The organism is Bacillus sp. MZGC1, assembly GCF_002998605.1.
Lineage (GTDB): Bacteria > Bacillota > Bacilli > Bacillales > Bacillaceae > Bacillus.
Genome location: NZ_PVRE01000006.1, coordinates 225,273 through 247,894, shown reverse-complemented (window position 1 = coordinate 247,894; position 22,622 = coordinate 225,273). Strand labels below are relative to the sequence as shown.

32 protein-coding genes are annotated in these 22,622 nt (G+C 41.1%); 23 read left to right on the top strand and 9 right to left on the bottom strand.

Translation table 11 applies throughout. The features are described 5' to 3' along the window. Window positions 1-84: 84 nt before the first annotated feature. Genes C6Y06_RS17760 through C6Y06_RS17750 form a run of 3 tightly spaced genes read left to right on the top strand, consistent with a single transcriptional unit; the run spans window position 85 to window position 2,004 of the window. Window positions 85-879, top strand: a complete 795-nt coding sequence (locus C6Y06_RS17760; RefSeq protein WP_066030754.1) for a thymidylate synthase — start codon at window positions 85-87, stop codon at window positions 877-879. Continuing rightward, a complete protein-coding gene (gene folA / locus C6Y06_RS17755; protein ID WP_060596580.1) occupies window positions 876-1,361 on the top strand; it encodes a type 3 dihydrofolate reductase in 486 nt (161 codons plus the stop codon). The genes C6Y06_RS17760 and folA overlap by 4 nt, the downstream gene beginning before the upstream one ends. Window positions 1,362-1,380: 19 nt before the next feature. Then, entirely contained in the window at window positions 1,381-2,004 is a 624-nt protein-coding gene (locus tag C6Y06_RS17750; RefSeq protein ID WP_060596578.1) for a lysophospholipid acyltransferase family protein, read from the top strand. 35 nt (window positions 2,005-2,039) lie between these two features. On the opposite strand, the gene trhA is transcribed toward C6Y06_RS17750, so the two are convergent. Both trhA and C6Y06_RS17740 read right to left on the bottom strand, forming a co-directional pair. Beyond that, a complete protein-coding gene (gene trhA, locus C6Y06_RS17745) occupies window positions 2,040-2,678 on the bottom strand; it encodes a PAQR family membrane homeostasis protein TrhA (RefSeq protein WP_060596575.1) in 639 nt (212 codons plus the stop codon). 14 nt (window positions 2,679-2,692) lie between these two features. After that, window positions 2,693-3,661 carry a sigma 54-interacting transcriptional regulator gene (locus C6Y06_RS17740; RefSeq protein WP_106037322.1) on the bottom strand — a complete coding sequence of 323 codons (969 nt, stop codon included), beginning with the start codon at window positions 3,659-3,661 and terminating at the stop codon, window positions 2,693-2,695. Window positions 3,662-3,842: 181 nt separating this feature from the next. Between C6Y06_RS17740 and ilvA the strand changes: the two genes are divergently transcribed. From ilvA to ypmT, 7 genes are all read left to right on the top strand, one after another. Continuing rightward, a complete protein-coding gene (gene ilvA / locus C6Y06_RS17735) occupies window positions 3,843-5,111 on the top strand; it encodes a threonine ammonia-lyase IlvA (protein ID WP_060596699.1) in 1,269 nt (422 codons plus the stop codon). Window positions 5,112-5,147: 36 nt separating this feature from the next. Further along, window positions 5,148-5,399, top strand: coding sequence for a YpmP family protein (locus C6Y06_RS17730; protein ID WP_034660976.1), 252 nt, complete (start codon window positions 5,148-5,150; stop codon window positions 5,397-5,399). Window positions 5,400-5,586: 187 nt separating this feature from the next. Next, window positions 5,587-6,429: a DegV family protein gene (locus tag C6Y06_RS17725; RefSeq protein ID WP_034660975.1), complete on the top strand. Its 843-nt coding sequence runs from the start codon at window positions 5,587-5,589 to the stop codon at window positions 6,427-6,429. Between the two features lie 23 nt (window positions 6,430-6,452). Beyond that, window positions 6,453-7,043 carry an SCO family protein gene (locus tag C6Y06_RS17720; RefSeq protein ID WP_060596571.1) on the top strand — a complete coding sequence of 197 codons (591 nt, stop codon included), beginning with the start codon at window positions 6,453-6,455 and terminating at the stop codon, window positions 7,041-7,043. A 69-nt stretch (window positions 7,044-7,112) separates the two neighbouring features. Continuing rightward, on the top strand, window positions 7,113-7,874 hold the full coding sequence (locus C6Y06_RS17715) for an SGNH/GDSL hydrolase family protein (protein WP_223251476.1): 762 nt from the start codon (window positions 7,113-7,115) through the stop codon (window positions 7,872-7,874). Window positions 7,875-7,883: 9 nt separating this feature from the next. Next, window positions 7,884-8,450, top strand: coding sequence for a YpmS family protein (locus C6Y06_RS17710; RefSeq protein WP_034660973.1), 567 nt, complete (start codon window positions 7,884-7,886; stop codon window positions 8,448-8,450). A gap of 22 nt (window positions 8,451-8,472) precedes the next feature. After that, complete coding sequence (gene ypmT / locus C6Y06_RS17705) at window positions 8,473-8,670, top strand: protein YpmT (protein ID WP_034660972.1); 198 nt, start codon at window positions 8,473-8,475, stop codon at window positions 8,668-8,670. A 31-nt stretch (window positions 8,671-8,701) separates the two neighbouring features. On the opposite strand, the gene C6Y06_RS17700 is transcribed toward ypmT, so the two are convergent. The 3 genes from C6Y06_RS17700 to C6Y06_RS17690 form a co-directional block, all read right to left on the bottom strand. Continuing rightward, complete coding sequence (locus C6Y06_RS17700) at window positions 8,702-9,418, bottom strand: DUF4397 domain-containing protein (protein ID WP_223251475.1); 717 nt, start codon at window positions 9,416-9,418, stop codon at window positions 8,702-8,704. Window positions 9,419-9,487: 69 nt separating this feature from the next. After that, window positions 9,488-9,748 carry a hypothetical protein gene (locus C6Y06_RS17695; RefSeq protein ID WP_034660970.1) on the bottom strand — a complete coding sequence of 87 codons (261 nt, stop codon included), beginning with the start codon at window positions 9,746-9,748 and terminating at the stop codon, window positions 9,488-9,490. 54 nt (window positions 9,749-9,802) lie between these two features. Then, on the bottom strand, window positions 9,803-10,234 hold the full coding sequence (locus C6Y06_RS17690) for a MarR family transcriptional regulator (RefSeq protein ID WP_034660968.1): 432 nt from the start codon (window positions 10,232-10,234) through the stop codon (window positions 9,803-9,805). A gap of 137 nt (window positions 10,235-10,371) precedes the next feature. Here C6Y06_RS17690 and msrA point away from each other — a divergent pair, with 137 nt between their 5' ends. Next, complete coding sequence (gene msrA / locus C6Y06_RS17685; protein ID WP_066030756.1) at window positions 10,372-10,908, top strand: peptide-methionine (S)-S-oxide reductase MsrA; 537 nt, start codon at window positions 10,372-10,374, stop codon at window positions 10,906-10,908. Beyond that, window positions 10,905-11,336, top strand: coding sequence for a peptide-methionine (R)-S-oxide reductase MsrB (gene msrB, locus C6Y06_RS17680; protein ID WP_060596568.1), 432 nt, complete (start codon window positions 10,905-10,907; stop codon window positions 11,334-11,336). The genes msrA and msrB overlap by 4 nt, the downstream gene beginning before the upstream one ends. A 51-nt stretch (window positions 11,337-11,387) precedes the next feature. Here the strand turns inward: msrB and C6Y06_RS17675 are convergent, their stop codons facing one another. Continuing rightward, window positions 11,388-12,416: an SDR family NAD(P)-dependent oxidoreductase gene (locus tag C6Y06_RS17675; RefSeq protein WP_106037320.1), complete on the bottom strand. Its 1,029-nt coding sequence runs from the start codon at window positions 12,414-12,416 to the stop codon at window positions 11,388-11,390. 242 nt (window positions 12,417-12,658) lie between these two features. On the opposite strand from C6Y06_RS17675, the gene C6Y06_RS17670 reads away from it, so the two are divergent. Then, window positions 12,659-13,381, top strand: coding sequence for an acylneuraminate cytidylyltransferase family protein (locus C6Y06_RS17670; protein ID WP_066030758.1), 723 nt, complete (start codon window positions 12,659-12,661; stop codon window positions 13,379-13,381). A 28-nt stretch (window positions 13,382-13,409) separates the two neighbouring features. Here C6Y06_RS17670 and C6Y06_RS17665 read toward each other — a convergent pair whose 3' ends face one another. Both C6Y06_RS17665 and C6Y06_RS17660 read right to left on the bottom strand, forming a co-directional pair. Beyond that, window positions 13,410-14,372: a CgeB family protein gene (locus C6Y06_RS17665; protein WP_060596564.1), complete on the bottom strand. Its 963-nt coding sequence runs from the start codon at window positions 14,370-14,372 to the stop codon at window positions 13,410-13,412. Window positions 14,373-14,387: 15 nt separating this feature from the next. Further along, a complete protein-coding gene (locus C6Y06_RS17660) occupies window positions 14,388-14,789 on the bottom strand; it encodes a hypothetical protein (protein ID WP_106037319.1) in 402 nt (133 codons plus the stop codon). A gap of 207 nt (window positions 14,790-14,996) precedes the next feature. Between C6Y06_RS17660 and cgeC the strand changes: the two genes are divergently transcribed. The 7 genes from cgeC (at window position 14,997) to C6Y06_RS17625 (ending at window position 21,096) form a co-directional block, all read left to right on the top strand. Next, window positions 14,997-15,317, top strand: a complete 321-nt coding sequence (cgeC, locus tag C6Y06_RS17655) for a spore maturation protein CgeC (protein WP_034660957.1) — start codon at window positions 14,997-14,999, stop codon at window positions 15,315-15,317. Between the two features lie 17 nt (window positions 15,318-15,334). Then, window positions 15,335-16,630, top strand: coding sequence for a glycosyltransferase family A protein (locus tag C6Y06_RS17650; protein WP_106037318.1), 1,296 nt, complete (start codon window positions 15,335-15,337; stop codon window positions 16,628-16,630). 158 nt (window positions 16,631-16,788) lie between these two features. Then, window positions 16,789-18,165 (top strand): sigma-54 interaction domain-containing protein, encoded by a 1,377-nt coding sequence (locus C6Y06_RS17645; protein WP_066030761.1) that lies wholly within the window; start codon window positions 16,789-16,791, stop codon window positions 18,163-18,165. 117 nt (window positions 18,166-18,282) lie between these two features. Beyond that, window positions 18,283-19,683: a lysine 2,3-aminomutase gene (gene kamA, locus C6Y06_RS17640; protein WP_034660953.1), complete on the top strand. Its 1,401-nt coding sequence runs from the start codon at window positions 18,283-18,285 to the stop codon at window positions 19,681-19,683. Window positions 19,684-19,685: 2 nt separating this feature from the next. After that, the gene (locus tag C6Y06_RS17635; protein WP_080869528.1) at window positions 19,686-19,967 is read left to right on the top strand and encodes a YokU family protein; all 282 of its coding nucleotides are present in this window, start codon (window positions 19,686-19,688) and stop codon (window positions 19,965-19,967) included. 79 nt (window positions 19,968-20,046) lie between these two features. Further along, window positions 20,047-20,271, top strand: coding sequence for a YozE family protein (locus C6Y06_RS17630; protein ID WP_034660951.1), 225 nt, complete (start codon window positions 20,047-20,049; stop codon window positions 20,269-20,271). Window positions 20,272-20,415: 144 nt separating this feature from the next. Next, window positions 20,416-21,096, top strand: coding sequence for a hypothetical protein (locus C6Y06_RS17625; RefSeq protein WP_012010279.1), 681 nt, complete (start codon window positions 20,416-20,418; stop codon window positions 21,094-21,096). Here C6Y06_RS17625 and C6Y06_RS20470 read toward each other — a convergent pair. Continuing rightward, complete coding sequence (locus tag C6Y06_RS20470; protein WP_258182067.1) at window positions 21,093-21,227, bottom strand: hypothetical protein; 135 nt, start codon at window positions 21,225-21,227, stop codon at window positions 21,093-21,095. The genes C6Y06_RS17625 and C6Y06_RS20470 overlap by 4 nt on opposite strands. Window positions 21,228-21,346: 119 nt before the next feature. Between C6Y06_RS20470 and C6Y06_RS17620 the strand changes: the two genes are divergently transcribed. From C6Y06_RS17620 to C6Y06_RS17610, 3 genes are read left to right on the top strand one after another with little or no spacing between them, the layout of a single operon-like run. Further along, window positions 21,347-21,517 (top strand): YozD family protein, encoded by a 171-nt coding sequence (locus tag C6Y06_RS17620; RefSeq protein ID WP_066030762.1) that lies wholly within the window; start codon window positions 21,347-21,349, stop codon window positions 21,515-21,517. A gap of 50 nt (window positions 21,518-21,567) precedes the next feature. Then, a complete protein-coding gene (locus tag C6Y06_RS17615) occupies window positions 21,568-22,176 on the top strand; it encodes a phosphatase PAP2 family protein (protein WP_034660950.1) in 609 nt (202 codons plus the stop codon). A 54-nt stretch (window positions 22,177-22,230) separates the two neighbouring features. Beyond that, the gene (locus tag C6Y06_RS17610; RefSeq protein WP_034660949.1) at window positions 22,231-22,548 is read left to right on the top strand and encodes a YodL domain-containing protein; all 318 of its coding nucleotides are present in this window, start codon (window positions 22,231-22,233) and stop codon (window positions 22,546-22,548) included. Window positions 22,549-22,622 lie beyond the last annotated feature (74 nt).

Sequence of the window (22,622 nt, the reverse complement as noted above, 5' to 3'; positions counted from 1 at the left end):
CATCATGCAGGCATGTTTTTTTGGTTTAAACAAAAGCAGAAATAAGGTAAACTACAACAAGAACATAAATAAAGGATGAAAAAAATGAAACAATACAAAGAGTTATGCCGTCATGTATTACAGCACGGGGATGAAAAAGGTGACAGAACGGGAACAGGTACAATCAGCACGTTCGGTTACCAGATGAGATTTGATTTGCAGGAAGGATTTCCGCTTTTAACAACAAAGAAATTGCACCTGAAATCAATTATTCATGAGTTACTGTGGTTTTTAAAAGGTGATACAAATGTCAAATATCTTCAGGAAAATGGCGTCCGGATTTGGAACGAATGGGCAGATGAAAATGGCGAACTGGGCCGTGTGTACGGAGCGCAGTGGCGATCTTGGGCTAGTGGGGACGGTGAGACTGTGGATCAGATCACAAAGCTGATCCACGATATCGAGCATAATCCGAATTCAAGAAGACTGATCGTCAGTGCTTGGAACCCGGGTGAAATTGATCAAATGGCGCTGCCTCCATGTCATTGTCTGTTTCAATTTTACGTATCAAACGGGAAGCTTTCCTGCCAGCTTTATCAAAGATCGGCAGATATCTTTTTAGGCGTGCCATTTAATATTGCTTCATATGCCCTTCTCACGATGATGATTGCCAAAGTTACACATCTTGAGCCAGGAGAGTTTGTTCATACGCTAGGAGATGCTCATATTTATCAGAATCATCTTCCGCAGGTGAAAATGCAGCTAGAGCGCGAGGAACGCACGCTTCCGCAGCTTCGCATTACAAGAGATGTGAAGAGCATTTTTGATTTCACGTTCGATGATTTTGTGCTTGAGAACTATGACCCGCATCCGCATATCAAAGGAGAAGTCAGTGTATGATTTCGATGATTGTGGCGACAGGAAAAGACAGAGTCATTGGTCAAGATAATCAAATGCCTTGGCATTTACCAGCTGATTTAGCATATTTTAAGAAAGTCACAGGCGGGCATACGATTGTCATGGGCAGAAAAACGTTTGAATCAATTGGAAGAGCGCTGCCTAACCGCCGAAATATCGTTTTGACAACAAGTTCTTCTTTTGAAGCAGAAGGATGCGAGGTTGTCCATTCCATTGCTGATATTTTGGCAATCGGGGAGAACGAGACAGAGTTATTTATCATCGGCGGGTCTAAGCTGTATGAAGAAATGATGCCATATGCGGATCGTCTATATATCACGCATATTCACCATGCGTTTGAAGGAGACCGCTACTTTCCTGATTACAATGAAAACGAATGGACGGTTGTATCACGCGAAAAAGGCCATCGTGACGAAAAGAACCCCTACAATTATGAATTTGTCGTATATGACAAAAAAGGATAAATGAGTAGGAGGAGTACGGTTGTTTCGTTATTGGTTTTTAACGATTTATGTTGCCCTATCCTTTTTTAAAAGTATGAGGCATTTGCATGCTCATGAATTAACTGATCCGCGCATTTCCTATACGAAACGAATGCATCTCATTCATGAGCATGCAAAAAGGTTTGCCCGGGGCTGTATTGATCAGTCAGGATCAGTCATGACCATTCACCAGCAAAAGAAGCTGCCAGATGGACCCGTTATTTATATCACACAGGCACTGAATCCAGTCACGACGACATTATTGATTGGTCACCTTGAGAAGCCATTTGCTTTCATGGCAAAGCCGAATCTTTTTCGATATCCCATTTTAAAACAATGGCTGAAGAAGATGGCGGTTATTCATCAGAATCAATCTGATGATGCCTTATTAGAAGAAGCAAAGGAAAGAATCTTATCTGGGCAGAGTGTATTGCTTCCAGAAGCAAAGCGTCACATGGCAGAGGCACTTGCTGAAGATTGTGATTGTCCGCTTGTACCGATTGAAACAAGTGGAACGGATCGTCTATTAACTGGGAAGATCGTCAAAAGGCTTCGCCCTGTTAATGTTGATATTCATATTAAAGCACCTGTCATGATGAGTGATTACGCCCAAAAGCGCGCATAGAAAAACCAGCATCCGAAAGTGGATGCTGGTTTTTTTCATGCAGCAGGAATGTTCACACAATAGAAGAGAATGCAGAAGAACATCGATGCACTGCCGCCGAGTACAAAGCTGTGCCAAATGGCATGATGATAGGGAATTTTCCGCCAAATATAAAAGATGGTTCCGACTGAATACAATAGACCGCCTAACAGTAAGAGGCCAAATCCTGCGCCCGTTAACCCAATGTAAAGTGGTTTGATGGCAATGATAATCATCCAGCCCATTAATAAATAAACAAGGGTGGACACAATGATAAACCGTTTGACGAAAAAGATTTTAAAGACAATTCCGCCAGCAGCGAGCGCCCATACAATCGCAAGAAGCGTATAGCCTAGTGCGCCTTTTAATGGTCCTAGTAAAAAGGGCGTATATGTACCAGCAATCAATACATAAATAGCCGAGTGGTCGAGGATTTCAAATACATCTTTTGTTTTTTTGTGCCGAATGCTATGAAGCAAGGTCGAGCTTAAATAGAGCAGCAGCATGGATAAGCCAAATATCGAAAAGCTGATGATGTCTGTGACAGTGCCGTATTGAACAGCGAATAAAACGAGAAAAACAATGGCTGGTATGGATAAAATAACGCCAATGCCATGTGTAATGGCGTTTGCAATTTCTTCTTTTACAGTAAACAATGGATAGCCTCCTTTTATTGAACCGGTATATAACCATCAAGTGACTTCAGGAATGAAAGACCTTCAAGTGTAATCTTCGTGCCGGCCCTGCCTTTTCCTTTCGTCACGTAAGCTTTTTTCTCAAGATCATCTAATCGGCTCCTCACCTGCTGAGGGGTCAGCGGAATGTCGCCTTGTTTGCTTAATTCAGACAAGATGCGTCTGCTGGCTGCTTCTCCTTTCTCATTGAGAGATTTAATGGCTTCCAGCAGGAAAACAAACTCTTGTTTTTCCATTAGTGTGAGCTGGTGTTCTTCCTTTTTTCCTTTTACGTCCGGCGAAAGAGGTGTTAACACAAAAGGCGGTAAGTGGTGTAAAAAAACCGTTTGCCCCTCGAGAATGACTGCAGCATAATGAACGATATTTTTGAGTTCCTGTACGTTTCCTTCAAACGGATACTCCTGCAACGTTTCCCAAACACTTGGATCAATATCAGGCGTCATGCTCAGCTCCTGAAAGAAAGCAGTTGTTAACACAGGAATGTCTGTTTTTCGATCTGCTAATGACGGGAGGGGCAAATGGAAAACATTTAAGCGATAAAACAGCTCAGGTAAAAAGGTAGATGACACCCTCAATGCCTCTATTGATAAAGACGAAGTGGCAATGACTTTTGTTGCAGGAGAGGTTTCTAGAAAACGAATGACCTGATGCTGCATAGGAATATTTAATGCGGCGATTTCGTCTAAATAAAGAATTTGACTGGTCTTTTCCGTGAAGGCTTTCTGTAAGGTATCTTCATCTAAGATGGGGCAATATAGATGTGTCAGTGAAGCGTTTGTAGCAGCTGCATTTGCAATTTCCTGGGCAAATAGTGTTTTGCCTGTGCCAATTTCTCCTGTTATCAAGACCGGCTGCTCGTGTTTTGTGAATTGCTTTGCCAGATGAATGGCACGCTTAATTTCTTGATGCTCTCCATATATAGACGTAAACGAATGTGTGGTCATCGGGTGATTCCTTTCTTTGTGGTTCTAATTGGTTCAATTGTAACACCCAATAAAACCAAATGTACAGAAAAACGAAAAAGTTTATGAAATTTATGCTTGATCCATGATCTATTGGTTTATTTTTTGAATATTCATGTTATAATGACAAATTAAATAAGGTTAAAGAGAAAGGATCTTGTACATGAAACCGTTGCTCAAAGAAAACACGCTAATTCAAGTGAAAGACATTTTAAAGGCCCATCAAAATTTGAAGGATGTAGTGATTCATACACCTCTTCAAAAAAATGAGCGACTTTCTGAACGATATGAATGTAATGTCTACTTAAAAAGAGAGGATCTTCAAGTAGTTCGTTCCTTTAAATTAAGAGGCGCTTTTAATAAAATGAGCCAGCTTCCAAAAGATAAACTAGAAAACGGCATTGTCTGTGCAAGTGCAGGAAATCACGCGCAGGGTGTTGCATATTCTTGTAAATATTTAGGGATCCACGGGAAAATCTTTATGCCTGCCACGACACCAAGACAAAAAGTATCTCAAGTCGAGCTTTTTGGAAAAGAATATGTTGAAATTATCTTAACCGGAGATACGTTTGATGATTCATATCATGAAGCAGTAAAATGCGGAGATGAAGAGAAGCGCGAGTTTATCCATCCGTTTGATGATTTGGATGTGATGGCAGGACAAGGAACGACTGCTGTAGAAATATTAAATGATATCGAAGTGGAGCCTCACTTTTTATTTGCAAGTGTTGGAGGCGGAGGTCTGTTATCTGGGGTTGGTACATATATCAAAAATATCGCCCCAGAAACCGAAATCATTGCAGTCGAACCACTTGGCGCAGCTTCACTCCATGCTTCCCATGAAAAGGGCGAGGTTGTGACACTTGATTCAATTGATAAGTTTGTAGACGGAGCAGCGGTTCAGCGGATTGGCGAAAAGACGTTTACATCGCTTCAGTCCGTTGTCGATAAAATCAGTCTTGTACCTGAAGGAAAAGTATGTACAACCATTTTAGAGCTGTATAATCAATGTGCGATTGTAGCAGAGCCGGCAGGCGCACTGTCGATCGCAGCGCTGGATGCCCATCGCGAGGAGATTAAAGGGAAAAATGTTGTCTGTATTGTCAGTGGAGGAAATAATGACATTGGCAGAATGCAGGAAATCAAAGAACGGTCGATGATCTATGAAGGGCTTCAACATTATTTCATTGTCAATTTTCCGCAAAGAGCAGGAGCGCTTCGGGAATTTTTAGATGAAGTATTAGGGCCAAATGATGATATCTCACGCTTTGAATATACGAAAAAGAATAACCGAAGCAAAGGCCCCGCGCTTGTTGGCATCGAATTGAAAGAAAGAGATGACTATGCGGCGCTGATTGAACGGATGAATAAAAAAGGATTCCATTATGTTGAAGTGAATAAAGATCAAGATTTATTCCACCTATTTATTTAGGCGTAACAGAACATTGGAAAAGAGGATTGATCGTTTGTGCTGCTCAAAACAATATGTTTTAGACGGATGGATGGAGCTCAGATCAAGGTAACAGAAGTCCCTGTACTAAAGGGAGATGAGACGTATGGTTTCATGCTCACCTTTAGACTTGAAGCTTTCTTGAAAAAAGTCTATGTATCTAAAGGAAAGAGAGCTGTGTACTCTTTCAGAGAGGATGTGAAACGTAACGTCAAGTGGAGCACATATGAGCAGATCTATCAGGAGCCTACACTGAAACACAATGCGTAAATAGAAATCTTTGTCAAGTGGAGTGAGCGGCCGTTTTGAAATGACAGCTGCTCAGCTTGGCAAGGATTTTTTTCATGAAAAGAAGAAAATGTGACAATTTCAAAAACGTCATGACAGTTGTTTTCAAGTATGCACGAAATAAGGTAATATCATAAGTAAAGACTAAGACAGCAAGGATGAGACGATAGTGAAACAAATTAAAATTGTAACAGATTCAACTGTGGACCTTCCGCAAGAAAAAATCAATGATCTTTCCATTCACGTGATTCCGCTCAATATCTCCATTTCTGGGGTTGATTATATTGACCGAGTGAATATACAGCCAGATGAATTTATTGAAAAAATGGAGGCCGCTGAGGAATTGCCGAAAACGTCTCAACCTGCGATCGGTCAATTCGTCGAATTATATGAAAAGCTCACGGCAGATGGAAGCGAAGTCATTAGTATCCATTTAACGGGTGGGATGAGTGGAACTGTTCAAACTGCTGAAAGCGCTTCGAAAATGGTAGACGGAAACATCACGGTGATTGATTCAAATTTTATTTCCTATGGATTAGGGTTTCAAGTCAGCAAAGCAGCAGAGCTTGCAAAAAATGGTGCAAGCCGTGAAGACATCATCAAAGAAATGGATAAAATCCGCCTTAAGACAAAGCTATTTGTCACAATCGATACATTAGAAAATCTCGTGAAAGGTGGAAGAATTGGAAGAGGAAAGGCGCTGATCGGCTCACTTCTTCACATCAAACCAATTGCCAGCTTAACAGACGGGGTATACACGCCGGAAGCGAATGTGAGAAGCTATTCTGCGCTTGTCCGCTATTTGACCAAACAGTATGTACAGGCCGTGAAAGGAAAAACAGTTCAAGCCATTGGGATAGCGCATGCAGATGCATTAGAACTCGCTGAAAAGCTCAAATCAGCGCTGCTTGATCACACACCTGAAGCACTTGTTGACATCGCCTACACAACACCGATTATTTCGTGTCACACTGGAAAAGGCGCAATAGGCTTTACTTTTTATACCGATTGATTGAAAAAGGGGATGGACGTACCATGCTTAAAAAAAGGGGAGCCTCACTTGGTACGCTTATGATTATAAGCGTGCTTCTTTTAGTCTCATGTTCAAATGGACAAATCAAAGATGCGTTAAATTATCAAATACAGCCGTTTGAGTATGAAAATCAGGATGGTCAAAAGGTGTCATTGGATGATTTGAAGGGGAAAATATGGGTTGCAGATTTTATTTTCACAAGCTGTGAAACGATCTGTCCGCCGATGACTGCTCATATGACAGAGCTGCAAAAACGGTTAAAAGAAGAAAAGTTGGATGCGCATATCATTTCCTTTAGCGTGGACCCGGAGGTAGACTCACCGAACAAGCTAAAAGAATTTGCAAAAGCATATCCATTGTCCTTTAAAAATTGGGATTTTCTCACTGGCTATTCACAGTCCGCAATCGAAAAATTCGCAATGAAGAGCTTTAAAACCATTGTGAAGAAACCTGAAGATGAAGACCAAGTGATTCATCAGTCATTGTTTTTCCTAGTTGATCAAGAAGGGAAAGTGATGAAAAATTATGATGGTGTACAAAATACACCTTATGATGAAATTATCAAGGACATCAAAACGCTGAATCGAAGCTAGCATAAGGATGTTCAAATGAGCGAAAACATGATACACTTTTTTAATCAGAAAAAGGAGGGACATCATCGTTTGAAGGCTCGTTTGATTTTGATTGTGATGTCTGTAGCTTTTGTTCTTTCTGCATGTTCCGCGCAAGAGGCTGGCATAAAGGATAAACTAGAAGACACACAAGACGTAAAAGAACATATTACGATCGCAGCGGTTGGAGATTCCTTAACAGAAGGAATCGGAGATCAACATAAAAAAGGATATGCAGGCATGACCCGTGACAAGTTAGAAGCGGTGGACGGCGTGCAATCTGTCACATTAAAAAATTATGCCATTAAAGGCAGTAGAACGGTAGATTTATTAAAAAGATTAAAAGAAAAAAAGGTGCAAGACGGACTGAAAGACGCTGACTATATTTTCTTTACGATCGGCGGCAATGACTTAATGCATGTTGTCCATCAAAATGTGCTCAATTTGACGTTTGCTCCTTTTCAAAAAGAGCAGGGTCCTTTTGAGGAGCGCTTTAAAACCATTCTTGCTCAATTGAGAAAGCACAATGATCATGCGAAGATCATGTATGTCAGCATGTACAATCCATTTAAGTTCAGTTTGTCTGAGCTGCGAGATATTGATGAAGTCGTCAAAGATTGGAATGCCGCTGCCAAAAAGGAACTGAAAAAAGACGGCAACGCTGATATCATCAATGTAGCAGATTTATTTGAGGAAGATTCTGATGAAAAATTACTGGCAGATGATGATTTCCACCCAAACCAAAAGGGGTACTCTCTTATGGCAAATCGTTTATTCTCCAAAGTGAAAAAAGAAGGACTGCCGAAGGAATAGGGTGAACGTATGAAAAAGTGGAAAAGCTTATTTTTTATTTTACTTGCAATCAATCTATTGATTGTTCTTGCCTGCGGTATTTTGATGATGCTGCCAGGCGGTCAATCCGCTTCAACTAAAGAATTAAAAAGCGAGTATTCTTTTAATATATCTAGCTCAAAGGAATCGCTCACCAGCTTTATCAATGATTACTTGAAAAATCAAGGATCAAGTGATATGCCAGACTTTCATGTGGCGATCGATCAAGATGTGAAAGTAACAGGCGCAATTAAAGCTTTCTCTTCGACTATTGATGCAAACGTCTCATTTACGCCAACTGTCGAAGATAATGGTGATGTGCTGTTGAAAGTGGATGGCCTTTCAATTGGACAATTGAGCATTCCGATTAGTTTTGTTTTAAGCTACATGGGCCAGTTCTATGAACTGCCAGAATTCGTTCATGTGAAACCGGATCAAAAAACGGTTGAAGTACGCCTTTCAGAAATGCCACTGACGAATGATATGTATGTGAAAGCAAACAAAATTGATCTAGAGAACGATGAAATTGAGTTCTCATATTATCATCCAAAGCAATAGAAAGTGAGTCAGGAGTGAAATCATGAAGCGAGTCTATCAATATTTTAGTTTACTGTCGCTTTTATTTGCTGCGTACTTTGGCATTACAGCTGCCACTGATTTAAGAGCAGAAAATATCGATCAGTTTTACTTAAATATTGCCTATTGTGCATTATTTCTAGGTATCATGATTCTTGCTTTTGATTTTCAAAAGCAAGAAAAAGCTGAAGATGTCTCGTAAAGAGCCTTTTCCATTGAGGAAAGGCTCTTTTTTATATTTGCTGAGACAAGACCACCTTCGCCATAAGCTCTGGCTCTCCGTTAGCAAAGCCATGAAGCAGAATGAGGTATGCGCGATTTGCTTGCAGATGAACTTTTGGGATATCAAGCAGTACACTTTGAGTACCGGCGGCTTTTAATTCAAAATGATATTTATTCGGGGAGAAATGATGAATGTGAGTGCTGTTTACATAATGAAGCTCCTTTGATAACACCCCTTGATCACGTTCATATATATCAATGGAAGGAAGGTCTGGAGACAGATGGACAAATGTAAGGGCTGACAGGTCCTCGTGTTGAATCACAGGGTCTTGCCGCTCTGTCAGCAGCGCAAAACCTGCATGAGCACCTGTGATACATAGGGTGTAAATCTCGCTACGTTTAATCATCATGCAAGAATGAAGAACTCTTTCTTTTGTGGCCAGCTTGAACACTTCTATCTCATAAATTCCCTCATCCCACTCCATATAAGCTGTCAAATGACTGTAAGGCATTTTTTTCAAGACCTCATTCCGATTCACATATACAGCGAGCTCACTAAGATCTGGTGCAGCGTGAAAGAGCCGAATAAAGGCTTTGGATGAAGGGCTGCTTTGAGGGTGCTCGAAGCCCGCAGCGAGTGGACGGTATGGAAAGTCATGATAAGAGAGCTGCTGCATGTCATCAATCCCTACTTTCTTATGCGATGGTGTTTTTTGTAGCGTATGCATGAAAAAGGCGATCTGTATAGGCAAAAGAAGCATAGAAAAAAGCCTGACGTTTTCCGTCAGGCCCGCAAGTTAAGAAGGAGAAGAATATTGATGATATTCAGCTAGCTTAATGAACGTTTTTTCATCCTCAATTAAACCACAAACGCCGCACTGGACTTTTATTTGAGGACCTTGATAGCTCACGTGAAAAGGAGAAAGCTGCTCTCCTTCGTATCTTTCGACAACTGCTCCGGTCGCAGGATCCAGCTTCACAGGTTCTGAAAGCTGCTCAATCAGATTAAAGCGCGTTCTGTTTGTTTTACAGTTTGGACAAAGATAAGGGCTTGTCATGGTTCATTCCACCTCTTTTTATCCGTAGCATGTCCAGAGCGCTAAAATCTATGCTTAATCCTTTTGACTTTTATCCAGCTTTTTAAATAATTTGATCATTGTTTTCAGTTCTTCGTCGTCGAATGACTCAAATCGCTCCATAAAGTATTCTGTTTTCTTTTTCTCAAAATGCTCAGTAATTTCCTTACCCTTATCGGTTAAGTGGATTTTGATGATGCGGCGATCCTCTTTAGAACGGATACGGGTAATCCAGCCCTTTTCTACGAGTGTGTCGGTCACAGCTGTGATATGGCTTGCTGACACCCCTAGAATGGACGCAAATTCCGTTACTTTTTTTGCACCTTGCTCACGAAGCAGATTTAAAATGAGAAATTCATTCCGAGATAATTCGTTTTCGAGCAGGCTGTTAATCTCATAACGGATCTGCTTAAATACGGTTCTCAGTAAAGAATCCATTTCATACATCATTTGTTTTCTTTGTTCCAATCATTAAACCCCCATTATATTTTAAGATACGACAGAATGCTTTCTTTTATTTTAGGTATACAAGTCGTATCATTTTCATTATTTTTCATCATGTTATAATATGATGATACCATTTTTTAAATGAAGGGGGCACTAATATGTCTGAAAAACAAGAATTAGCCACATTTGCAGGAGGCTGCTTCTGGTGTATGGTTAAACCTTTTGATGAACAGCCGGGCATTATCAAAGTTGAATCAGGGTATACTGGCGGACATACAGTGAATCCGACCTATGAGGAAGTATGTACAAATACAACGGGACATAGAGAAGCGGTTCAAATCACGTTTGATCCAGACGTTTTCCCGTATGAAAAGCTATTAGAACTGTATTGGCAGCAAATAGACCCAACAGATGATGGAGGGCAATTTGGTGATAGAGGAGAGTCCTACCGCACAGGTATTTATGTTCATCATGACGAGCAGAGAAAGCTTGCAGAAGCATCGAAAGAGAAGCTGAACCAAAGCGGCACTTTCCAAAAGCCAATTGTGACAGAAATTTTAGATGCTGGTCCTTTTTATCCCGCAGAGGAATATCATCAGCATTATTATAAAAAGAACAAAATGCATTACGAACGATATCATGTCGGTTCGGGCAGAGCGGGTTTTATTGAGTCCCATTGGAGTGATAAATCATGACAAACGAAAAAGAAAAGCGTCTGAAAGAATTAAACCGAATGCAGTACGAAGTCACGCAAAATAATGGCACTGAGCCGCCATTTCAAAATGAATTCTGGGATCACAAAGAAGAAGGCATTTATGTGGATATCATTTCAGGCAAGCCGCTTTTTTCATCTTTAGATAAGTTTGATGCCCATTGCGGCTGGCCGAGTTTCACAAAGCCGCTTGAAGATGAGGAAGTAGCGGAGAAGGTGGATACGAGCCATGGGATGGTGCGGACAGAGGTGCGCAGCAAGACAGCTGATTCTCATCTAGGTCATGTCTTTCCTGATGGACCAGGACCAAATGGTCTTCGGTATTGTATTAACTCAGCCGCTTTGAAGTTTATCCCAAAAGATGATCTTGAAAAAGAAGGCTATGGGGATTTGAAACATCTATTTGATTGATCTATTTAAAAATCGTCACATGGAAGGCATCTGCTTCCGTGTGACGATTTTTTATTTTTTATGATGCGTGTGATGTAATTGTTCAATGATGTGGAATAGCTTTTCTTTTGTAATGAGAGGCGCTTCATTTGATGTGTAATTGGTTAAGTCGACTTTTTGAAAGTCAGCGTGCAGTTGTGGTCTTGGTAAAATGGCATAAAATTGTTCATGCTCAAATAGTGCATCTGCTTCGTGCGGAAATGTGAGCTCTTCGTGAAGCTTTTCTCCAGGTCTTTTCCCAACAACGAGAATATCCGGGGGTGCGACATTGATTTGAGTGGCATATTCATGAAACGCTTTTAAGAGATCAGCAAGCTGTAATGACTCCATCTTGAGAATGAATGTTTCGCCGCCTTTCATCATGATGGCTGCTTGAAGTGTGAGGGAGACAGCCTCTTCGATGGACATAAAAAAACGTGTCATATTAGGGTCAGTTACGGTCAAAGGTTTTTCATTTAACAGCTGCTGGAGCATGATGGGAATGACTGAACCTCTTGATCCAAGCACATTGCCAAAACGCACAGAGCAAAACATCGTTTTTTGATTCGGAATACTTTCGTTTGCTTGGAAAAATAGTTTTTCTGAAATCAATTTTGTTGCACCCATGGCATTGGTCGGAGAAACTGCTTTGTCAGTTGAGATGTTGACAACATGACTGACTTCATGTTCGATTGCAGCCTCAATGACGTGCTGTCCGCCGATAATATTTGTTTGTACGGCTTCAAACGGATTGTCTTCACAAGTGGGTACTTGTTTTAAGGCGGCTGCATGAAAGATGATATCAACGCCTTTGACGAGCTGTCTCACGCGGCTTGCATCTCGTACATCTCCTAAAGCGAATGCAACTTCTGGATGATCTGTATACTCATTTTTCATCATGTATTGTTTGCTGTCATCTTTGCTGAAGACGATAATCTTCTTTGGAGAGCATGATGTTAATTTTTTCACAATTTGACGGCCGATCGAACCCGTACCGCCTGTGACTAATATCGTTTTGTCACGAAAAAAAGCCTTCAAACTCGTTTCTATCTTTTTGGACATATCTAATCCCCCAACTCTCATTTCTCTACTTTGCATCATATGTGAAAGAGCGGTATCCGTTTGAGGAAAAGAACCACTTTCTATATAAATTAGGTGAACAAATTATAACCATCTGCTTGACGTCTTAATAGAATATGGAGAGATAAGAGAACAAGTAGAAAAACGAGAGACCTGAACACTTCAGTACTGCGATCAGCTCGGTGAAAATGAAGAGAGCTTTGCGCGAGGGGAGAAGGGAATACATGTATAGGGGAAATCGTATTTTAGCCTTGATACCAGCTTTTAGAAGCAGGCGCGATCAGCATGATGAACACATTCGCGTATTGGCGGAGCGGCCGCTCATCTATTGGACCATTCAGCCGTTACTGCAAATGATTGAGTTAGATGAAGTCATCGTCTCTACAGAGGATGTCAATACTCAAATCATTTCTTCTCACTACGGAGCCCATGTGATTGAACTGCCAGACACGCATGTAACGGAACAAACACCGTCACTCATAGCTGTGAAGCATGCGCTTGCTTATTTAGAGCGTGAGGGGAAGACCTTTGATATTGTTCTATATTTACATCCATCGTCTCCTTTAAGAGAGCCGGAAGATATTGAGAAGTGCTTGCAGCTTTTAGTAGAAGGGGGTTATGACTGCATGGCATCTTTTACAGAGGCGCTAGAAAACCCAAATGAAACATGGACACTGCATGAGAATAATGAAGCCACTTTATATAAGGACAATCATTACTTTTTCATGCCAAAGCATGAGCAGCCATATACGTATGGCCGTTTAAATGGAGCAGTGTATGCTTTTCATGTTCCATATGCAAAAGAATGCATTCATTCCTTTTTAGAAGGATCTGTTGGAGCGTATATCATGGATCGCCAAAAATCACTCGTGGTGAAACAGGAGGAAGACCTTGAGAAAGCGGAGAAAGTCTTATTGGCTCGCCGAGATGCGGAGGGTTATGCATAAGATGAATTTCAACGAGAAAAGCGCCCGGTCATAGGGCGCTTTTTACGATCTCATAAAGCCTGTGTGGAAATGTCTCAAATGTATTCCAGGAAACGACTTGTTCGTAATTGTTTCGTGCGATCGCTTTTCTTTTCTCGGGATTTGATCCATAATATTCAACCTGTTCCAGCAAATCGTCCTCATCTTTATAAAAAACGAAGCTTGAAAAAGCTTGCGGCGGTTGTAGATCCGTCAATTGAAAGCTTCCAGCTGCAGCGATATCAAACGCTCTGTTGTTCAGGCTTACATTTTGAATCATGGCTTTGTTTTTATTATAGGCAAACTGAGCCGGCCTGTGCGGGTTAAGAACAATCGCTGATTGCTGATAGATGTCCGCCATTTGCTGAGGGCTCAGCCAATTGGTCACTAGTGTGAGATCTCGATAATGTCTTCGTGACTTATTTAAATGACGATGCCATTCCTTACCTGCAACGAGAATCCGCCATTTGTTCTGTTGTAAGAGTGTATCAATGGCGATGATGCGATTGGGGTAAGGGTAGCCGGCGAGTGCAATGTCATAGTTGCACATCTCTTCAGGCGATTGTTTTTTTTGAAAAACACGTGTATTTGCCGGAATGGGAAAGTAGTGGGTGTGACCTATGCCCAATTGTTTGTAAAATGGCAAAGCTCCTTCATCAATCGTTAATATGAGCCGCGCATCACGCGTGCAAGCAGCTGACACATCTGTATAAAAGGGATCTTCTGTCATCCACAAAACGATCGGGATCTTTTCTTGTTTGAATTGATGAAGCACTTCGCTCGGAACATGATCACCGATCATCATCAAAACAAAATCCGGAGAAAATGTCCGGATTTTGTGCATGTGAGCGGGTAGAGATTCTCGATCAATTTTCACACATGAAAAGGGGGAATCAATGAAGCTCTCTTCTACCCATTGATCAAACATGTGATAGATTCCGCCGTAGCCAGAGCTGATATAAAGAAGCTTCATGATGACCCTCTCACATTAAGATGTGAACGTAACACTTTCAACTTTATCTACATCTAATAAAGTCGTTGCAGAGCCTGTTGGTGTGACTGAGCTTTCTTGTGTAACAAATACAACACCCGTTAAAGCATTGAATGCTACGAATTGAACTGGCCCGATTAAGTCTCCTGAGTCAGTGACAATGCTGATGACGGTTCCTGGTGCAAGTCTTGCAAAAATCCATCTTGCTGGCTGAGATACATCGAGTGTTGTAGCAGAATCTGAAGGTGATGCCTCAGCTGTCACTTCACTTAATAAATCGTTCAATTTTTCTTCCATTTGAACTCCTCCTTCTTCAAGATTAACTGTTAATGCACGAGTAAGTGGTTTGAAAAACACTTTCAATAGTTCTTTTTTTAATTCGGCACGCTTGTCGCTCATTTTTTCCCCATCCTTTCTTCATCAATTCAAACTCACCCCTATGTATATGCCGTTCACTTTTTTTGGTATAAGCAGAACGCTGATTCCTTGTTCTTTTTTTCATTTAATTACTTCACACATTTTTAAAAATGTTTTCAAATGCTGAGGCTAAATGAAGTGATTCTCATACTCTAGTAAAGATTAAATGTGAAGAGAGAGGGATTATGAATGGAATTTGAACAATTATTAAATGGTTGGAACGAAGAGTTACTAGAAGCAGAAGGAGTACTTGAAGTCATCTTGATTTTACTTCTTCTTCGTCTTTTAGAAGAAAGTGAGGAAGAGAGTGTGTCAGACATCAAAGAATTACTTCGTCCATGGCTTGAGCTTGGCATTCCGCTGCCACGTGTTCATTTAGTCAATGGAGAGGTCCTTCAAAACGTAGTTGTTGTGCAGCTCTTTGATACAGTAGCGGTCTTTAAAAACGTGACAAATCAGCTAAGAGTGAATGTTCCTTACGTGAACATTGTCAGCTGGGGGGCTTTTTAATCTAATTAAAAAGGATAATGATCATGAAAGTATCGGTAATTTTAACAAGCTACAATAAACCTGATTTCATTGATCGTGTGCTAAAGAGTATGGTGGAACAAACGTATTCAAATTGGGAGCTTCTGATTATGGATGATGGCTCAGAACAAGGCACCCTCCAAAAGATCCAGCCCTATTTAGACGATGAACGCATTCATCTGTATTCACGCACGGTTCATCCTGCAAAACGGCTGTTAACCGTTCGGTATGCGACGCTTATTAATGAAGCGCTAACCCGTATAACAGGTCAGCTCATTTGTTATTTAACAGATGATACTGTGTATCATCAAGATCGTTTGCAGAAAATGGTGGATGTTTTTCAGTCGAAGCCTCATATCGATATCGTTTATTCCTCGCAGCGGGTCGTGCATGTTGATAAGCATTTAGTTGAGACCATGAGCTTTGTCCGTGAAGCAGACCAAATCTTGGAGCATGCATCCTTTCAAGTGGATCATTGTTCGGTCATGCACAGAAGGCGTTTGCTTCCGCTAATTCATGAAAAATACGGGCAATATTGGGATGATGAGCCGAAACACTGGCATCATGCAGATTCTGTTTTTTGGATGAGGCTGAATCAATTTGCCGCGTTTTTTCCATTAAGAGATGTACTTGATACAACGTATAAAACCCCTCATTCCTTTCATCATCTGTTTTCGAGTATGCCGTATGATCTCATTGACGGAACGGTGATTGAAAAGGAAGGGGATTACTACCAAATCGCAGGCGGCAATCTTCATGAAATTGAAAGGTGCTGGGTGAACGAAAAAAACAGGCGCGCGATTCGGGTGCCATCGTTATGTGCGATGAAATATGAGATGAAAGACATGCTGGCAGTACCAAATTATACAGTTGTCACGGCAGATCATGGGAAAACGTTCTATTATATTGAAGATCAGAAAAAAAGGCGATTTGCTTCAAAACGTGACGTGCAATATTTTCAGTTTCACCCTAAGGAGATCTATACGATTTCAAATGAACGGCTTCAGATGTTTGAAGATGGCGGCATGATTCAAGTTTCTCCAGTATTTAGTCCGCCAAACAGGCGGCTGTTTAAATGGAAACAAGATGTCTATTTACTGATGCATCATACCTTTTACCGTATTGATCCTGATGTCGTGAAGCGATTTGCTTTTTATCATCAGCCAATTAATTTATACCCTTCCCAATTTACGTTATTTCAAGAAGGAAAGCCGATAGTGCCGCTGTATATGGAATCGCTGCAAGAATTCGATATGTCTCTTTATCAAACATCAGGGCGAAAGCACTCCTCATAAGAGGGGTGCTTTTTTGGCGCTATAGACAAAAAAAGCAGGAAGTTGCAAGGAAAAAGCGAAACATGAAAGGACAGGAGAAGGTGTGATGAAGATGATCAAGCCGCTGAAAATTCGGCAATAGACGCCGGTTTTTTGGCACTGAAAGTGAGGGGGAAAGAATGGGGAAAGTTGTCGAAAGAGCGGATTGGTTTGAATTAATTTTAGAAGCCATTGATGAAGCCATTCATGTTGTAGATGATCAAGGCATGACGATCTTTTACAATCATAATGCCGCTAAGTTTGACTGTTTACAAAAAGAAGAGGTGATTGGCAAGTACATCCTTGAGGTGTATCCCTCTTTAACAGAAAAAACAAGTACGCTTATGCATGTTTTGAGAACTGGGAAGCCCATTTATCATTCGCTGCAAACCTATTTGAATAAAAACGGAGAAAGAATTGAAACCGTCAACACGACATTGCCCATTATTGAAGAAAGCAAGTTAATAGGCGCGGTCGAAGTCGCAAAAGATGTATCGAAGCTGTCAGCCCTTTCAAATCGTTTAGATCAGAAAAAACGGATACACGATGTGGCTGGGGCAGAACAAATGCATGATTTTGCTTCATTTTTAACAAATGATCCGTTCTTAAAAGAAATGCTTGAAAAGGCAAAAAAAGCAGCTGCTTATCCGTCATCAGTTGTTGTCTACGGGGAAACAGGGACAGGGAAAGAAGTGCTCGTTCAAGCCATTGTTCATGAATCTGACCGGAAAAACCAAGTGTTCATTCCGCAAAACTGTGCAGCACTTCCAGAATCGCTACTTGAGAGCCTATTATTCGGATCTGTCAAAGGGAGCTATACGGGCGCAATTGATCGCAAGGGGCTCTTTGAATTGGCTGATGGAGGCACGCTTTTTCTTGATGAACTGCAAGCGATGCCGCTCACGCTGCAGACGAAATTATTACGCGTGTTAGAGGATGGTGTTGTGCGCCGCATTGGGGATGCAAAAGCGATTCAAGTGGATGTAAGACTCATTACTGCACTCAATATGGACCCATTTGAAGCAGTGAAAAAGCAAATCTTAAGAGAAGACTTATTTTATAGACTGCATGTGTCATCTTTTCATATCCCGCCGCTTCGTGAGAGAAAGCAAGACATCCCGCTGCTTTCCCGCCATTTCATTCAAACCTATCATCAGCAGTTTTCAAAAAACGTCAAACGCCTTTCTGAAGAAACGGAACAATTGTTTATGGCTCACCACTGGCCGGGAAACGTCAGAGAATTAAAACATACCATTGAGCATGCCGTATTGATGATGCCAGAGGAAGCGGAAGACATCACACCTTCATACCTTCCTGCTCATTTACGTACGCAGAAGCTCGAGGAAGAAACACCCGACGCCTCCTTAAAAAGTCAGGTTTCTTCATTTGAACAAACTTTGATTCAAGAAGCTTTAAATCAGCATCATGGCAATATTAAAAAAACCGCCGCAGCCTTAAAAATCCCTCGACAAACGCTGCAGTATAAACTGAAGAAATATGCAGATGCCGAAAAATAGGCACCACCATCCATTGAATATCACGGGTAAAGCTCCTTTTGTAAAGAATAGGGGCATTTTCCCATGTTGGCACATAACTTGCATAGTATAAGGTGAATGCTGATAGGGGGAATGGATATGAATCAGAAACTGTATGAACCGGCGCGTCATTGGAAGGACATTGAGCTTTGGAAGGATGTACCTGAGGAAAAGTGGAACGACTGGATTTGGCAGCTGACGCATACCGTGAAAACGCTTGAAGATTTAGAGAAAATCGTGAACTTAACAGAAGAGGAAAGAGAAGGGGTGAAGATTTCCACCAAAACCATTCCACTCAACATTACACCCTACTATGCCTCACTGATGAATCCAGACGATCCAAGATGCCCAGTACGTATGCAATCTGTGCCAATCGCTGAGGAGCTGCATAAAACAAAATATGACTTGGAAGACCCGCTGCATGAAGATGAAGACTCACCTGTCCCGGGGTTAACGCATCGGTACCCAGATCGTGTGCTCTTTCTTGTAACAAATCAGTGCTCCATGTACTGCCGCTATTGTACGAGAAGACGTTTTTCCGGCCAGATCGGTATGGGCGTGCCAAAAAAGCAGTTAGATGCTGCCATTGGATATATTAGAGAAACACCTGAGGTGCGGGATGTGTTAATTTCCGGCGGAGATGGGCTCTTAATCAATGATCAAGTGCTTGAATACATTTTGAAAAACTTACGAGACATTCCGCACGTTGAGATCATTCGGATAGGAACCCGCGCGCCGGTCGTCTTTCCGCAGCGCATTACAGATGAGCTGTGCGAGATTTTGAAAAAATATCATCCGGTTTGGCTGAATACCCATTTCAATACAAGCATTGAAATTACGAAAGAAGCGAAAGAAGCGTGCGAACGTCTTGTGAATGCCGGCGTCCCTGTTGGTAATCAGGCTGTCATCCTTGCAGGTATTAACGACAGTGTGCCGATTATGAAGAAGCTGATGCACGATCTCGTGAAGATACGGGTCAGACCTTATTATATCTATCAATGTGATTTATCTGAGGGGATTGGCCACTTTAGAACACCAGTATCAAAAGGTCTTGAAATCATTGAAGGCTTAAGAGGGCATACGAGCGGGTATGCCGTGCCAAGCTTTGTTGTAGATGCACCAGGAGGCGGAGGAAAGATCGCCTTACAGCCAAATTATTTATTATCGCAAAGCCCTGACAAAGTCGTCCTTCGTAACTTTGAAGGTGTGATCACCTCTTACCCTGAACCAGAGCATTACGTCGCAGGGCAGGCAGATGCGTATTTTAATGAAATTTATGAAGAGAAACAAGAACCGGCAATTGGTGTTACCGCACTATTTCAGGATGAAGCGAAATCGTTTACGCCTGAGAATTTAAGCCGGATGAAACGAAGAGAAGCATATGAGACAAATCCTGAGCATGACACACTCAAAAACAAACGTGAAAAACGAGATGAATTAAAAGAGAAAAAATATCAAGCACAGCTCAAAAAAGATCAAACTGTAAAGGAGGAGAAATGACCTTGCTGACATGTGATTGGTGTGAGGAAAACAAAGCAAACGCAGAGCAGACAACAGTCTATTGGGAACTGATCACTGGCACACAATCAATTGAAATCATCGAAACACCGTCCATTTCCTGCACGCACTGCGGCATGTTATATCAAAAGGATGAGACGGTCAAAGAGATAGAAGATCAATTAATTTTAGTGGATCAGACAAAACTTCCAGAAAAAATTTCATACGAAGAATTAATGAGCATGGAGCGGTTATTAAAGCGAAATTACTTTGACTTTTCATCATAAGTTGTACCTCCGCCTATACAAGTCATCAAATTGCTGTATAATATAACAACAAAATAGAGTGTCGCGGAGGGAAAAACAGGTGAAGTCGTTTTACCATTATTTAATGAAGTACAGACATCCAAAACCGAAAGATGAAATCAGCCATTTTGCAAATGCTGCTTATGAGGATCACAGCTTCCCGAAAGCGTCCATTGATTATCATGAGCTGTGTGCCTATTTAGAATTAAATGGCGATTATTTGAGCTCAATGACAACATTTGACGAAGCGTTTGAGCAATATGAAGTAGAAGTCAAAAAAAAATAACAAACAACCGCTTGTTCCAGATGGGAGGAGCGGTTTTTTTATGAGAAATAAAATGGCGTTTTGCATGGTGTGGTTGCCCATGCAGAATTCCTTGCGCCGGCATACGATACGTTAAGACCAAAAGTCGGGCAAGGGGGAGACAGAATGAAGGCGAAAGCACCAAAATATCAAGTAGGGGATATTGTCGTCGTTGTCATGTACGGCACAGTCGGAACGATTACAAAAGTCCATCAAATTGACCAGCACTATTTGTATGAGGTCAATCATAATGAGGTGCTTTATTTTGAAACATCACTTCAGCTTTACGATGAGTACGACGGGGTGATTGTGGATACAGAAAAGCTGGACATTGAATATGAGTTCCTCATTGGCGATGTTGTATATGTAAAAGATTACGGAAAAGAGCTATTTAAAATTATTGGCCATCGGACTGAAATATGGCGATACCTTGATGACGGCTGGGAAGATGTCATTTACGAACTCACGAGGCTAAAGGACGGAGAGTGGCTGGAAACAGAAGAGGAAGACTTAACGCTTGTCCTGAGGAAGTATGAGATGGACCAGTTCGTTCATCAGCTTCTTTTTGTGCATTACGTCGGTGAAACCTCAAAAGAAATGGAAGAAGATATGGTTCAAACGGCTCTATTACAACTAGAAGAGAAACAAGAAAGCGAAGCATCACTAGAATTCCTCGCTGTATCTATAGTGGATGAGCTTCTTGATATATATAATGACTATAAAATTCTCTACGAATTTTTCGAAGATCCAGAATACAAGGATATGATGGATTTTATATTGGAAAGTTTACACGAACATTTTGGTTAAAGAAAGACTTGTCCTAACACGAATAAAAAATAAGGCACGCAGAAAAAAACAATCACATAAAACCATCCCCTCAAGATACGGCCCATCACCTGATCAAACGTTTCTCCATCTAATATGCTTAACCATTTCATTGCCTCAAACCCCTTTTCTTTTTGTTTACTGCATTTATATGTATGGAATGAGCCATTATGACAAACTGTAATAAAAAACAGGCGTCGTTCATACATCATAAAAAAGGAGGCGGAATGTAATGAAAGAAGCAGATTTGGTGATTGATACAGAGGAAATTGCGGAATTCTTCTACATGGAGCTGGTCAAAAGAGGGTACATACCTGCTGAGCTGGAAACGTTTGAGCTGGCTGACATTACGTTTGAATATATGCTGAAAAAAGCAATGATAGTTGAAGAAGAGGCGTGGTAGGCACTATACTTTGAAGAGATTCTGAAGAGAGAGGGAGGAGAATCTTTCGCGTGTATATCCTATTTCTTTTGATTTTATTTGGCGCCATTGCTGCGCTCATGGTATCTGGTGCGGGTCAAGAATTGGACAACCAGATCATCTTATGGTTTGAGAGCATCAGACTCCCTTTTTTAAATGATGTCATGCTGACTTTGACGGACTTTGGCATTAGTGCGCTGCTCGTCCCAATCATGCTCATTTTTAGTGTCGTACTATTCATGTATAAGCGCTATTACTCTATCATGATGCTTTTTCTATTATATCTCACAGAAAAAACCATCAATCATGAACTAAAGGGACTGTTTGCTAGAGAGCGACCGGCCTTTGATCATCTTGTCAATGAAACGTATTACAGCTTTCCGAGCGGACATTCGATGAATGCAGCCACAATCTATCCTTTTATAGCTTATCTATTAGTTGAAATGATTCCATGGCTGAAAGAAAGACAAAAAATCGTCTACTTGATCACGGGGTTCTGTGTTCTTTTGATTGGGATCAGCCGAATGTATATCGGTGTTCATTATTTGACAGATGTTGCAGGCGGTTTTGCGATAGGACTTGCTTTATTTCTCATTTGTAAAAAGATTGACGAAAAATTGTCTGTCATTCGACAAAAATAGAAGAAGGAAATTGACAGACCCCAGCCAATTTTATATAAAAGGGGAGGGATTTGAATGCAATTGACGTTGAGATTTTTTCAAAAGAAACCTTCAGCATTTCACTTAACCATTTATCAGACACCTGAATATGGCGCTGCAAGCGGGCATCAGCCTGTGTACCGGACAAAGATTGGCGGCAGAACACACCTGGATGTTCTGGAAAAAGCATTCTCGACATTTAATGTACATGATACAGTCCCTAATGATTACAATGCACGGTTTATGACAACAGGTGATATTGTTGTGATTGATGATAAGAAGAAAGGAAAGTGCTATTATCAGCTTTTTCCGGCAGGATGGAAACGCAGTGAACGACTGATAACGATGAGTTAAATAGATGATTGACGATGCCAGCTTGAGCTTCAGCTGGTATTTTCTTTTTTAGGCTCAATCGTTTATACTAAATA

What these genes read in the sequence shown, in the direction of transcription:
- C6Y06_RS17760 (WP_066030754.1), top strand. Translation starts at nt 85, where the DNA reads ATGAAACAATACAAAGAGTTATGCCGTCATGTATTACAGCACGGGGAT.
- folA (WP_060596580.1), top strand. Translation starts at nt 876, where the DNA reads ATGATTTCGATGATTGTGGCGACAGGAAAAGACAGAGTCATTGGTCAA.
- C6Y06_RS17740 (WP_106037322.1), bottom strand. Translation starts at nt 3,661, where the DNA reads ATGACCACACATTCGTTTACGTCTATATATGGAGAGCATCAAGAAATT.
- ilvA (WP_060596699.1), top strand. Translation starts at nt 3,843, where the DNA reads ATGAAACCGTTGCTCAAAGAAAACACGCTAATTCAAGTGAAAGACATT.
- C6Y06_RS17720 (WP_060596571.1), top strand. Translation starts at nt 6,453, where the DNA reads ATGCTTAAAAAAAGGGGAGCCTCACTTGGTACGCTTATGATTATAAGC.
- C6Y06_RS17710 (WP_034660973.1), top strand. Translation starts at nt 7,884, where the DNA reads ATGAAAAAGTGGAAAAGCTTATTTTTTATTTTACTTGCAATCAATCTA.
- ypmT (WP_034660972.1), top strand. Translation starts at nt 8,473, where the DNA reads ATGAAGCGAGTCTATCAATATTTTAGTTTACTGTCGCTTTTATTTGCT.
- C6Y06_RS17700 (WP_223251475.1), bottom strand. Translation starts at nt 9,418, where the DNA reads ATGCATACGCTACAAAAAACACCATCGCATAAGAAAGTAGGGATTGAT.
- C6Y06_RS17695 (WP_034660970.1), bottom strand. Translation starts at nt 9,748, where the DNA reads ATGACAAGCCCTTATCTTTGTCCAAACTGTAAAACAAACAGAACGCGC.
- msrA (WP_066030756.1), top strand. Translation starts at nt 10,372, where the DNA reads ATGTCTGAAAAACAAGAATTAGCCACATTTGCAGGAGGCTGCTTCTGG.
- msrB (WP_060596568.1), top strand. Translation starts at nt 10,905, where the DNA reads ATGACAAACGAAAAAGAAAAGCGTCTGAAAGAATTAAACCGAATGCAG.
- C6Y06_RS17675 (WP_106037320.1), bottom strand. Translation starts at nt 12,416, where the DNA reads ATGTCCAAAAAGATAGAAACGAGTTTGAAGGCTTTTTTTCGTGACAAA.
- C6Y06_RS17670 (WP_066030758.1), top strand. Translation starts at nt 12,659, where the DNA reads ATGTATAGGGGAAATCGTATTTTAGCCTTGATACCAGCTTTTAGAAGC.
- C6Y06_RS17665 (WP_060596564.1), bottom strand. Translation starts at nt 14,372, where the DNA reads ATGAAGCTTCTTTATATCAGCTCTGGCTACGGCGGAATCTATCACATG.
- C6Y06_RS17660 (WP_106037319.1), bottom strand. Translation starts at nt 14,789, where the DNA reads ATGAGCGACAAGCGTGCCGAATTAAAAAAAGAACTATTGAAAGTGTTT.
- cgeC (WP_034660957.1), top strand. Translation starts at nt 14,997, where the DNA reads ATGGAATTTGAACAATTATTAAATGGTTGGAACGAAGAGTTACTAGAA.
- C6Y06_RS17650 (WP_106037318.1), top strand. Translation starts at nt 15,335, where the DNA reads ATGATCATGAAAGTATCGGTAATTTTAACAAGCTACAATAAACCTGAT.
- C6Y06_RS17645 (WP_066030761.1), top strand. Translation starts at nt 16,789, where the DNA reads ATGGGGAAAGTTGTCGAAAGAGCGGATTGGTTTGAATTAATTTTAGAA.
- kamA (WP_034660953.1), top strand. Translation starts at nt 18,283, where the DNA reads ATGAATCAGAAACTGTATGAACCGGCGCGTCATTGGAAGGACATTGAG.
- C6Y06_RS17625 (WP_012010279.1), top strand. Translation starts at nt 20,416, where the DNA reads ATGAAGGCGAAAGCACCAAAATATCAAGTAGGGGATATTGTCGTCGTT.
- C6Y06_RS20470 (WP_258182067.1), bottom strand. Translation starts at nt 21,227, where the DNA reads ATGAAATGGTTAAGCATATTAGATGGAGAAACGTTTGATCAGGTGATG.
- C6Y06_RS17620 (WP_066030762.1), top strand. Translation starts at nt 21,347, where the DNA reads ATGAAAGAAGCAGATTTGGTGATTGATACAGAGGAAATTGCGGAATTC.
- C6Y06_RS17610 (WP_034660949.1), top strand. Translation starts at nt 22,231, where the DNA reads ATGCAATTGACGTTGAGATTTTTTCAAAAGAAACCTTCAGCATTTCAC.